Origin of the sequence: Pseudomonas sp. P9_2, from assembly GCF_034008255.1 — a bacterium.
In the GTDB taxonomy this organism is placed as follows: Bacteria; Pseudomonadota; Gammaproteobacteria; order Pseudomonadales; family Pseudomonadaceae; genus Aquipseudomonas; species Aquipseudomonas synxantha_A.
Genome location: NZ_CP125376.1, coordinates 3,701,522 through 3,712,971 on the forward strand (window position 1 = coordinate 3,701,522; position 11,450 = coordinate 3,712,971).

Here is an 11,450-nt window from a genome sequence, read left to right on the forward strand (position 1 = left end):
TGGCCCAGGTGGCGAACACAGGGCTATCCTGAAAACCGTTACCCGGACGTTCATCACACGCCAAAAAGGAGCCAGCTCATGTGTGTTCGCCAACCGCGCAACCCGATTTTCTGCCTGATCCCACCGTACATGCTCGACCAGATCGCCCGCCACGGGGATAAAGCCCAGCGGGAGGTCGCATTACGCACGCGCGCCAAGGACAGCACGTTCCGCTCGTTGCGTATGGTCGCGGTACCCGCCAAGGGCCCGGCCCGCATGGCGCTGGCCGTGGGCGCCGAGAAACAGCGCTCGATCTACAGCGCCGAAAACACCGACAGCCTGCCTGGCAAGCTGATTCGCGGCGAAGGGCAGCCCGCCAGTGGCGATGCCGCAGTAGACGAAGCCTATGACGGCCTGGGCGCCACCTTCGATTTTTTTGACCAGGTATTCGACCGCAACTCCATCGACGATGCGGGCATGGCGCTGGACGCCACGGTGCACTTCGGCCAGGACTACAACAACGCGTTCTGGAATTCGACCCAGATGGTGTTCGGCGATGGCGACCAGCAGTTGTTCAACCGCTTCACCGTGGCGCTCGACGTCATTGGCCATGAGTTGGCCCATGGCGTGACCGAGGATGAGGCCAAGCTGATGTACTTCAACCAGTCCGGCGCGCTGAACGAGTCGCTGTCGGATGTATTCGGTTCGTTGATCAAGCAGTACGCGCTGAAGCAAACGGCCGAGGACGCCGACTGGTTGATCGGCAAGGGGCTGTTTACCAAAAAGATCAAAGGCACCGCTCTGCGTTCGATGAAAGCCCCGGGCACCGCCTTTGATGACAAGCTGCTGGGCAAAGACCCGCAGCCGGGGCATATGGATGATTTTGTGCAAACCTACGAGGACAATGGTGGCGTGCATATCAATTCCGGCATTCCCAACCACGCGTTCTATCAGGTGGCCACCAAGATTGGCGGGTTCGCCTGGGAGCGTGCAGGGCGGATCTGGTATGACGCACTGCGCGATTCGCGGCTGCGGCCCAATTCCGGCTTTTTGCGTTTTGCGCGTATCACCCATGATATTGCCGGTCAGCTTTATGGCGTAAACAAGGATGAGCAGAAGGCGGTCAAGGCAGGCTGGAAAGCGGTGGGCATTAACGTTTGACGAAGCCGCCTGTGCGGCGAGGAACAGCCATGCGAATTTCAATCAAGGAAAGCGGCGGGGCGGCGTTTTTTCCAGGGTTGGCCAAACCGCGCAGCGTCGAACTGGACGCGTTGCCCGAGCAGGACCAGCAGGAGCTGCGGCAACTGATCGAAGACTCGGGTTTCTTTCGGTTGCCGCAAAGCACTCGCCCTGAACCAGGCAACCCCGGCCAGGTGCATTACACCCTGACAGTGACGGAGGGAGCGCGCGAGCACACGGTCTGTGTGCTCGCGCCGGTAAAACCCCAGGCCCTGGATGGTTTGGTGCAGTGCGTGCGACGACATATTAATTGTTGAGCGCCAAGGCTGGCAGGCTACTTACGATCCAGCCACACCGTCTGGGCATTGCAGAACTCGCGTACACCGAAGTGCGACAGCTCGCGGCCGAACCCGCTTTTTTTCACGCCGCCAAACGCCACCCGAGGGTCCGACACGCTGAACGCGTTGACGAAGACCCCGCCGGTTTCCAGCTGGTCGGCAATCGCTCGCGCCTTTGCCGCGTCGGCCGTGAAGATGCTGGCCGTCAGGCCGAACTCGCTGTCGTTGGCCAGGGCCACGGCGTGCTCGGCGTCGCGGGCGGTGATGATCGACGCCACGGGGCCGAACAGTTCCTGTTTGAACGACGTCATTTGGTCGGTGACGTCGGCCAGGACGGTCGGTTCGTAGTAATTGCTCGCGCCCGCGACTTTATGGCCACCCAACAGCAGCCTGGCGCCTTCTTCCAGGGTCGCCTGGACCTGGCCGTGCAGTTCGTCACGCAGATCAAAACGCGCCATGGGGCCGATATAGGTGGCGGTCGAGGTGGGTTCGCCCATCACCAGGGCGCGGCTGGCTTCCAGGAATTTGGCAGTGAAGGCTTCAACCACGCCCGCTTCGATGATCAAGCGCTTGGCGGCGGCGCAGACCTGGCCGCTGTTCTGGAAGCGGCCGATGACGGCAGCTTGTACGGCGGCGTCGAGGTCGGCGTCGTTGAGCACGATAAACGGGTCGGAGCCGCCCAGTTCCAGCACGCATTTTTTCAACGCGGCCCCGGCCTGTGAGCCGATGGCGATACCGGCGCGCACGCTGCCGGTGAGCGTCACGGCGGCGATGCGCGGGTCGGCGATGGCGGTGGACACGCCGTCCTGGGTCACGTTGATCACTTCAAACACGCCTTCGGCAAAACCGGCTTTGCGCAGCGCTTGCTGGATCAGGTAGGCGCTGCCCATTACGTTGGGCGCATGTTTGAGTACATAGGTGTTGCCGGCGAGCAGGGTCGGCACGGCGCCGCGCAGCACTTGCCACACCGGGAAGTTCCACGGCATCACCGCGAGAATCGGGCCCAGTGGGCGGTATTCGATCCGGGCGCTGCCGTTGTCCACCAAGGTAGGTTCCGGGGCGAGCATGGCCGGGCCGTGGGCGGCGTACCACTCGCTGAGCTGGGCGCATTTTTCAATCTCGGCGCGGGCCTGGGCGATAGGCTTGCCCATTTCCAGGGTGATCATCTGCGCCATGTCTTCAGCTTGCTCACGCAGGGCGGCAGCCAGGGCTAGCAGATAGTCGGCACGCTGGTTCACCGGGGTGTGGCGCCAGGTACGGAAGGCATCGGTCGCGCGGGTGAGGGCGGCATCCAGTTGTGCTGCGCTTTCATAGGGGTAGCTGGCAACGGTTTCACCGTTGGCGGGGTTGATCGACAAGGCGTGGGTCTGGTGGGAAATAGCGTTGTTCATGGCACCGTCCGGCTGAAAGAGTGAATGATGGCCAGCGTACGGGGCTGTATCTTTTCTGGAAACTGAATAATATTAAGCAATACGTTCATGAATGGAGAATGACTTGGATCTGGTGCAGCTGGAAATCTTCAAGGCCGTTGCCGAACAAGGCAGCATCAGCGCCGCCGCGCAGTTGATTCATCGGGTGCCGTCGAACCTCACCACGCGCATCAAGCAACTGGAGCAGGATTTGGGCGTGGAGTTATTCATCCGTGAGAAGAGTCGCTTGCGTTTGTCCCCCGCCGGGTGGAATTTCCTCGGCTATACGCGGCGCATTCTCGACCTGGTGCAAGAAGCCCGCGCCACGGTGGCGGGGGAGGAGCCCCAAGGTGCGTTTGCCCTGGGCTCGCTGGAGAGCACGGCGGCGGTGCGTATCCCGGCGTTACTAGCGGCGTATAACCAGCAATACACCAAGGTGGAGTTGGACCTGAGTACGGGCCCCTCGGGCACCATGATCGAAGGCGTACTGTCGGGCCGGCTGACGGCGGCCTTTGTCGATGGCCCGGTGCTGCACTCCACGCTGGAGGGTGTGGCGGTGTTTGAGGAGGAGATGGTGGTGATCGCGCCGCTGCATCACGCGCCGATCAGCCGGGGGCAGGATGTGAATGGCGAGAACATTTATACGTTTCGCTCGAACTGCTCGTACCGGCATCACTTTGAACGCTGGTTTTCACAGGATGGCGCGGTGCCGGGCAAGATCTTCGAGATCGAGTCGTACCATGGCATGTTGGCCTGTGTCAGCGCCGGGGCCGGGCTGGCGCTGATGCCGCGCAGTATGCTGGAGAGTATGCCGGGGTGTGCGGCGGTGAGCGTGTGGCCGCTGCCCGACACATTCCGTATCTTGAATACCTGGCTGATCTGGCGGCGGGGCACGGTATCGCAGAGTTTGAACAGCTTTGTAAAACTGCTGGAAGAACGCAATCTACCAGCACCGTAGATCAAATGTGGGAGCTGGCTTGCCTGCGATAGCGGCGGTTCAGTTAAAGATTCATTGAATGACACACCGCTATCGCAGGCAAGCCAGCTCCCACAGGTGTCTTACATCAGCCGCCAAATTGCAGGGTGCCCATCGCCAGTTTGGCCATGATCGCCGTTGCACCCAGTTGCACCAGCCATAAAGCCAACCCTCCAAGAAATACACCTAACGCCACTTGCAGCACCAAACTTTTCTGGCGCTTGGCTTGCGGTGCGCGTGGGGCGTAGTCGTGCAATTCGTCGCGGTCGGCGCGCAGGTCCAGGTCATCGTTTCTCATAGGGTTCTCGCAGCAAGGAGGCAGTCGGCGTTCAGTCTAGTGTGTTCGCCAATAAAAAGGGGGAAGCCAATGGCTTCCCCCTTCGTCTAACGCTTGCCGGCTTACAGCACCTCGACAATCGCCTTGGTCACCGCACCAATGTTCGACTGGTTCAGCGCCGCCACACAGATACGCCCGGTGTCCAGTGCATAGATGCCAAACTCGGTACGCAGGCGTGTGACTTGCTCAATTGTCAGGCCGGAGTAGGAGAACATCCCGCGCTGGCGACCGACGAAGCTGAAGTCGTGACCTGGCGCAGCCTTGGCCAGCTCGGCCACCATCTGCTCGCGCATACCGCGGATGCGCAGGCGCATTTCGGCCAACTCGGCTTCCCACTGAGCGCGCAGCTCAGGGTTGTTCAACACTGCGGCAACGATGGCTGCGCCGTGGGTGGGCGGGTTGGAGTAGTTGGTGCGGATCACACGCTTGACCTGGGACAGGATGCGCGCGCTTTCTTCCTTGGACTCGCTGACGATCGACAGCGCGCCTACTCGCTCGCCATACAGCGAGAACGACTTGGAGAACGAGCTGGACACAAAGAAGGTCAGGCCCGACTCAGCGAACAGGCGCACTGCGGCGGCGTCTTCGTCGATACCGTCGCCAAAGCCCTGGTAGGCCATGTCGAGGAACGGCACCAGGTTTTTCGCCTTGACCACCTCCAGCACGTCTTGCCAGTCGGCCGGACTCAGGTCGACGCCGGTCGGGTTGTGGCAGCAGGCGTGCAGCACCACGATGGACTGTGGCGGCAGGGCGTTGAGGTCTTCGAGCAGGCCGGCACGGTTCACGTCGTGGGTGGCCGCGTCGTAGTAACGGTAGGTCTGCACCGGGAAACCGGCTTTTTCGAACAGGGCCTGGTGGTTTTCCCAGCTCGGATCACTGATGGCGACGACGGCATTGGGCAGCAGTTGCTTGAGGAAGTCAGCGCCGATTTTCAGTGCGCCGGTACCGCCCACGGCTTGCGCGGTGATGACTCGGCCAGCGCTCAGCAGCGGGGACTCAGCGCCGAACAACAGCTTTTGCACCGCTTGGTCGTAGGCCACGATACCGTCGATCGGCAAGTAGCCACGGGCGGCGTGTTGCGCCACGCGAATGGCTTCCGCTTCGGCAACGGCACGCAAGAGTGGAATTTTCCCCTCCTCGTTGCAGTAAACGCCCACGCCAAGGTTGACCTTGGTGGTTCGTGTATCGGCGTTGAATGCTTCGTTGAGGCCCAGGATAGGATCGCGTGGTGCCATTTCGACAGCGGAGAACAGGCTCATTTTTGCGGCAGCTCTATGGGGGAAGGGAGGGACGTGTCGCGCTCCAGCCGAATGCACTAGAGCGGTGCACAAACGGGGAGCTAGTATAGAGGCCATCACCGCGCAGGGCGACAGCCGAAATGGCTTTTCGGCCAAGTTTTTCGGTTTATTTGCTGACCGTTAGTCTTATTGCAACCTTGAAGGGAAAGGACATGTAGGACGTCAGCCTTGAAACCCGTCACATTCGCCACCACTTCTACAGCTATCATGGTTTTTTCCTGCAACCTGCGATGATTATTCGCGGGTTGCTGAGCTATTTCGTCCCTGGCGGTGTCGAGTCTGGGGTGACTTCACGAGGTACGTTATGTCGGATTTCCAGCTCGTTACCCGTTTTGAACCCGCCGGCGATCAACCGGAAGCCATTCGCCAGATGGTCGAAGGCATCGAAGCCGGCCTGGCGCACCAGACGCTGCTTGGGGTGACCGGTTCCGGCAAGACCTTCAGCATCGCCAACGTGATCGCCCAGACCAACCGCCCGACCCTGGTGCTGGCGCCGAACAAAACCCTGGCCGCGCAGCTTTACGGCGAGTTCAAGGCGTTCTTCCCCAACAACGCGGTTGAGTACTTCGTTTCCTACTACGACTACTACCAGCCCGAAGCCTACGTGCCGTCCTCCGATACCTTTATCGAGAAGGATGCATCGATCAACGACCATATCGAACAGATGCGCCTGTCGGCGACCAAGGCGTTGCTGGAGCGCAAGGACGCGATCATCGTCACCACGGTGTCGTGCATCTACGGCCTGGGCAGCCCCGAAACCTACCTGAAAATGGTGCTGCACGTTGACCGTGGCGACAAACTCGACCAGCGCGAACTGCTGCGCCGCCTGGCGAGCCTGCAGTACACCCGTAACGACATGGACTTCGCCCGCGCCACCTTCCGGGTGCGCGGCGATGTGATCGACATCTACCCGGCCGAATCCGACCTGGAAGCGATCCGCATCGAGCTGTTCGATGACGAAGTCGAAAGCCTGTCGGCCTTCGACCCGTTGACCGGAGAGGTGATCCGCAAGCTGCCACGCTTTACCTTCTACCCGAAAAGCCACTACGTGACCCCGCGTGAAACCCTGATGGGCGCCATCGAGGGTATCAAGGTCGAGTTGGCCGAGCGTCTGGAGTACCTGCGTTCCAACAACAAGCTGGTGGAAGCCCAGCGCCTTGAGCAGCGCACCCGTTTTGACCTGGAAATGATCCTGGAGCTGGGCTACTGCAACGGCATCGAAAACTACTCGCGCTACCTGTCGGGTCGCGAATCCGGTGCGCCGCCACCGACCCTCTATGATTACCTGCCGCCGGACGCCTTGCTGGTGATTGACGAATCCCACGTCAGCGTGCCGCAGGTGGGGGCCATGTATAAGGGCGACCGCTCGCGTAAGGAAACCCTGGTGGAGTACGGCTTCCGCCTGCCGTCGGCGCTGGACAACCGGCCAATGCGCTTTGACGAGTGGGAGGCCATCAGCCCTCAGACCATCTTCGTATCGGCGACGCCCGGCAACTATGAAGCCGAGCACGCTGGTCGCGTGATCGAGCAGTTGGTGCGACCTACTGGCCTGGTGGACCCGGAGATTGAAATCCGCCCGGCGCTGACCCAGGTTGACGATCTGCTGTCGGAGATCAACAAGCGTGTGGCCCTGGAAGAGCGGGTGCTGGTTACCACATTGACCAAGCGCATGTCCGAAGACTTGACCGACTACCTGGCCGACCACGGCGTGCGCGTACGCTACCTGCACTCGGACATCGACACTGTGGAGCGGGTAGAGATCATCCGCGACCTGCGCCTGGGGACCTTCGATGTGCTGGTGGGGATCAACCTGCTGCGTGAGGGCCTGGACATGCCCGAAGTGTCGCTGGTGGCTATCCTGGATGCGGACAAGGAGGGCTTCCTGCGCTCCGAGCGCTCGTTGATCCAGACCATCGGCCGGGCGGCGCGTAACCTCAATGGCCGGGCGATCCTGTATGCGGACCGCATCACCGGTTCCATGGAGCGGGCGATTGGCGAGACCCAGCGGCGTCGCGACAAACAGATTGCGTTCAACCTGGAACACGGCATCACCCCCAAGGGCGTGTTCAAGGATGTTGCCGACATCATGGAAGGCGCTACCGTGCCCGGCTCGCGCAGCAAGAAGCGCAAGGGCATGGCCAAGGCTGCCGAGGAAAGTGCCAAGTACGAGAACGAACTGCGCTCGCCGAGTGAGATCACCAAGCGGATTCGGCAGTTGGAAGAGAAGATGTACCAACTGGCGCGGGACCTGGAGTTCGAGGCGGCGGCGCAGACGCGGGATGAGATTGGCAAGTTGCGCGAGCGCCTGTTGGCTGTTTGATTTGCGTTGATTGGGCTGGCCTCATCGCGGGCAAGCCTGGCTCCCACATTGATCTGTGAACGCGGTCAAAATGTGGGAGCTGGCTTGCCTGCGATGGCCGCGCCTCGGTTTTCCAGAAATCACCCAGGCTGTTACCATTCGCCCCTTGTTTCAATTTTCAGTTTTATCGCCCATTCGAGACCTGCCATGACCACCGTCCGCACGCGCATTGCGCCATCGCCTACTGGGGATCCCCACGTCGGTACTGCTTACATCGCCTTGTTCAACTACTGCTTTGCCAAGCAGCATGGTGGCGAATTCATCCTGCGGATCGAAGATACCGATCAACTGCGCTCCACCCGTGAGTCGGAACAGCAGATTTTCGATGCCTTGCGCTGGCTGGGCATTACCTGGGCTGAAGGTCCGGACGTCGGCGGCCCGCATGGCCCGTATCGCCAGAGCGAGCGCAGCGACATCTACAAGCAATACACCCAGCAACTGGTCGACATGGGCCACGCCTTCCCGTGCTTCTGCACCGCCGAAGAGCTGGACCAGATGCGCGCCGAGCAACAGGCCCGTGGCGAGACCCCGCGCTACGATGGCCGGGCGCTGCTGCTGTCCAAGGAAGAAGTGGCCGCACGCCTGGCGGCTGGCGAACCCCACGTTATCCGCATGAAAGTGCCGAGCGAAGGCGTGTGCGTGGTGCCGGACATGCTGCGCGGTGACGTCGAAATCCCGTGGGACCGCATGGACATGCAAGTGTTGATGAAGACCGACGGCTTGCCGACGTACTTCCTGGCCAACGTGGTCGACGACCATCTGATGGGCATCACCCATGTGCTGCGCGGTGAAGAGTGGCTGCCATCGGCGCCGAAACTGATCCTGCTGTACGAATACTTCGGCTGGGAGCAACCGCAGCTGTGCTACATGCCGCTGCTGCGTAACCCGGACAAGAGCAAGCTGTCCAAGCGCAAGAACCCAACGTCGGTAACGTTCTACGAGCGCATGGGCTTTATGCCTGAGGCGATGCTCAACTACCTGGGCCGCATGGGCTGGTCGATGCCGGACGAGCGGGAGAAATTCTCGTTGCAGGAAATGGTCGACAACTTCGACCTGTCCCGTGTCTCCCTCGGCGGGCCGATCTTCGATATCGAGAAGCTGTCGTGGCTCAACGGCCAGTGGCTGCGTGACTTGCCCGTGGAAGAGTTTGCCAGCCGCGTGCAGCAATGGGCGTTGAACCCCGAGTACATGATGAAGATTGCGCCGTTGGTGCAGGGCAGGGTAGAGACATTCAGCCAGGTCGCACCCTTGGCCAGTTTCTTCTTTGCCGGCGGCGTGAATCCGGATGCCAAGCTGTTTGAATCCAAAAAGCTCTCCGGCGACCAGGTTCGCCAACTGATGCAGTTGATCCTGTGGAAGCTCGAAAGCCTGCGCCAGTGGGAAAAAGATGCGATCACGGCCACGATCCAGGCGGTAGTGGAATCCCTTGAGCTGAAACTGCGCGATGCCATGCCGCTGATGTTTGCCGCGATCACCGGGCAAGCGAGTTCGGTGTCGGTGCTCGATGCGATGGAAATCCTCGGCCCGGACCTGACCCGTTTCCGCCTGCGCCAAGCCCTTGATTTGCTTGGTGGTGTGTCGAAGAAAGAAAATAAGGAATGGGAAAAGCTGCTGGGCGCCATCGCTTAAGCAGGCCGTTGCAGTGACGAAACCCCGGTTTTCCGGGGTTTCGTCGGTAAGTGATTGTTATCCCGGCAAAAAATTTTGAAAATTGTTGAAAATAAATTTGACACGTTTCCAAACCGCCATTAAGATTCGCCCCGTCCTCACCGATGAGGGGCTATAGCTCAGCTGGGAGAGCGCTTGCATGGCATGCAAGAGGTCAACGGTTCGATCCCGTTTAGCTCCACCAATTTACAGGTTCAAGGTTCCGGCCACACCGTCCTTGAATTGATCAGGTCTCAGCTCTGATCAGATGTACAGAAGGTTTTGTCCCCTTCGTCTAGTGGCCTAGGACACCGCCCTTTCACGGCGGTAACAGGGGTTCGAGTCCCCTAGGGGACGCCAGTTTCAACAAGCAGCTCGAAAGGTCTGCTGCGTCGCGAGACGAAAAATCCGGGGCTATAGCTCAGCTGGGAGAGCGCTTGCATGGCATGCAAGAGGTCAACGGTTCGATCCCGTTTAGCTCCACCAATTTTACAGGTTCAAGGTTCCGGCCACACCGTCCTTGAATCGATCAGTTCTCAGCGCTGATCAGTGTATAGAAGGTTTGTGTCCCCTTCGTCTAGTGGCCTAGGACACCGCCCTTTCACGGCGGTAACAGGGGTTCGAGTCCCCTAGGGGACGCCACGATTACCCGCTTTGCGGGATTTTTAAGGGTCATTCAATTATTGAATGGCCCTTTTGTTTGTCTGGCGTTTGGCCATTTTCTCGATTGATTCCATTTTTTTGTTCTGACCGGCGGTCGTACCTTTCGCTTGCGCAATATTATTATGGTAATAATATCCAACCCATGAAAGACGGAGGCCTTGATGAGCGATAAAAAAGCGCAAACCCGCGAACGTATTTTGCAGGCTGCCAGCGCGGCATTGATCCAGCGCGGCCCGGCTGAGCCGAGTGTGGGGGAGGTCATGGGGGCGGCAGGGCTGACCGTCGGTGGTTTCTACGCGCACTTTGAAAGCAAGGACGCGTTGATGCTGGAGGCGTTCAGCCAGTTGCTGGCGCAGCGCCGGGCCTCTATCGACGATCTGGACACGCAACTCACCGGCGAAGAGCGTCGTGCGCTGGTGGCGGCCTTCTATCTGTCACGCAAGCATCGTGATTCAACCTCCCAGGCCTGCCCCTTGCCGGCCACAGTTGGCGAGATGGGTCGCTTGCCCGACGCATTTCGCGAGGTCTTGAGCGAGCACGTGGAACTGATGACTGCGCAGCTGGCCGACAGCCCTGAAGACATCGACAAGGCACTGGCGGACATGGCCTTGATGGTGGGTGGCCTGACGCTGGCTCGCGCACTGGGGCCTGGTGAGTTGTCGGACCGTGTAATCCGTGCGGCCAAGTCGGCGGTGCGCTGAAGAGGCGCGCCTCGACTGTCGCCGTCTACAGCAGCGGCAAACCGCCTGATACACTGCCCCGCCGACATCAATCGACTGGAGCAAGGCATGGGCTGGGATTTGGCAACGCCGTTTATCATCGATCTGCAGGTTGCGCCTGAAGACATCGACGGCCTGGGGCACGCCAACAACGCGGTGTACGTGTCCTGGCTGGAGCGTTGCGCCTGGCGCCATTCCCAGCGCCTGGGGCTGGACCTCACGGAATACCGTCGCCTGGATCGCGCCATGGCGGTGGTACGCCATGAGATCGATTACCTGGCGGCAGGCTATGAGGGCGATGAGTTGCAACTGGCCACCTGGATCGTCGACTGGGATCAGCGCCTGAAGATGACCCGTCGTTTCCAACTGGTACGCCCCCGCGACGGCGCGACGCTGCTGCGCGCACAAACCACCTTTGTGTGCATCGAGTTGTCCAGCGGCAAACCCAAGCGCATGCCTGCCGAGTTTATTGAAGGTTACGGTCCCGCCCTGACAGGGGGTTAACGGTCGCCGCCGGAAACCCAGTAAACTGCGCCACGATTTTTG

10 protein-coding genes and 4 tRNA genes are annotated in these 11,450 nt (G+C 60.4%); 11 read left to right on the forward strand and 3 right to left on the reverse strand.

Translation table 11 applies throughout. The features are described 5' to 3' along the window. Positions 1-78 precede the first annotated feature (78 nt). Positions 79-1,140, forward strand: coding sequence for a M4 family metallopeptidase (locus QMK52_RS16560; RefSeq protein ID WP_005789792.1), 1,062 nt, complete (start codon positions 79-81; stop codon positions 1,138-1,140). 29 nt (positions 1,141-1,169) lie between these two features. After that, positions 1,170-1,475 (forward strand): protealysin inhibitor emfourin, encoded by a 306-nt coding sequence (locus tag QMK52_RS16565; RefSeq protein ID WP_005789790.1) that lies wholly within the window; start codon positions 1,170-1,172, stop codon positions 1,473-1,475. Between the two features lie 17 nt (positions 1,476-1,492). Here QMK52_RS16565 and QMK52_RS16570 read toward each other — a convergent pair whose 3' ends face one another. Beyond that, positions 1,493-2,887 (reverse strand): aldehyde dehydrogenase family protein, encoded by a 1,395-nt coding sequence (locus QMK52_RS16570; protein ID WP_320403091.1) that lies wholly within the window; start codon positions 2,885-2,887, stop codon positions 1,493-1,495. Between the two features lie 103 nt (positions 2,888-2,990). Here QMK52_RS16570 and ptrR point away from each other — a divergent pair, with 103 nt between their 5' ends. Next, a complete protein-coding gene (ptrR, locus tag QMK52_RS16575) occupies positions 2,991-3,863 on the forward strand; it encodes a putrescine utilization regulator PtrR (protein ID WP_194438778.1) in 873 nt (290 codons plus the stop codon). 106 nt (positions 3,864-3,969) lie between these two features. On the opposite strand, the gene QMK52_RS16580 is transcribed toward ptrR, so the two are convergent. Beyond that, entirely contained in the window at positions 3,970-4,179 is a 210-nt protein-coding gene (locus QMK52_RS16580; RefSeq protein WP_005789784.1) for a hypothetical protein, read from the reverse strand. A 101-nt stretch (positions 4,180-4,280) separates the two neighbouring features. Beyond that, positions 4,281-5,477: an amino acid aminotransferase gene (locus tag QMK52_RS16585; RefSeq protein WP_194438777.1), complete on the reverse strand. Its 1,197-nt coding sequence runs from the start codon at positions 5,475-5,477 to the stop codon at positions 4,281-4,283. Positions 5,478-5,820: 343 nt separating this feature from the next. Here QMK52_RS16585 and uvrB point away from each other — a divergent pair, with 343 nt between their 5' ends. The 8 genes from uvrB (at position 5,821) to QMK52_RS16625 (ending at position 11,408) form a co-directional block, all read left to right on the forward strand. Beyond that, on the forward strand, positions 5,821-7,836 hold the full coding sequence (uvrB, locus tag QMK52_RS16590) for an excinuclease ABC subunit UvrB (RefSeq protein WP_005789781.1): 2,016 nt from the start codon (positions 5,821-5,823) through the stop codon (positions 7,834-7,836). A 186-nt stretch (positions 7,837-8,022) separates the two neighbouring features. After that, on the forward strand, positions 8,023-9,504 hold the full coding sequence (gene gltX / locus QMK52_RS16595) for a glutamate--tRNA ligase (RefSeq protein WP_005789780.1): 1,482 nt from the start codon (positions 8,023-8,025) through the stop codon (positions 9,502-9,504). Between the two features lie 147 nt (positions 9,505-9,651). Continuing rightward, positions 9,652-9,727: transfer RNA gene (locus tag QMK52_RS16600), tRNA-Ala, on the forward strand. Positions 9,728-9,806: 79 nt separating this feature from the next. Beyond that, positions 9,807-9,882: transfer RNA gene (locus QMK52_RS16605), tRNA-Glu, on the forward strand. Positions 9,883-9,932: 50 nt separating this feature from the next. Beyond that, positions 9,933-10,008 (forward strand) — tRNA-Ala (locus tag QMK52_RS16610). Positions 10,009-10,088: 80 nt separating this feature from the next. After that, a tRNA-Glu gene (locus QMK52_RS16615) sits at positions 10,089-10,164 on the forward strand. Positions 10,165-10,346: 182 nt separating this feature from the next. Next, positions 10,347-10,886 carry a TetR/AcrR family transcriptional regulator gene (locus tag QMK52_RS16620; RefSeq protein ID WP_005789779.1) on the forward strand — a complete coding sequence of 180 codons (540 nt, stop codon included), beginning with the start codon at positions 10,347-10,349 and terminating at the stop codon, positions 10,884-10,886. A gap of 87 nt (positions 10,887-10,973) precedes the next feature. Continuing rightward, positions 10,974-11,408 carry an acyl-CoA thioesterase gene (locus tag QMK52_RS16625; RefSeq protein ID WP_005789778.1) on the forward strand — a complete coding sequence of 145 codons (435 nt, stop codon included), beginning with the start codon at positions 10,974-10,976 and terminating at the stop codon, positions 11,406-11,408. Positions 11,409-11,450: the final 42 nt, after the last annotated feature.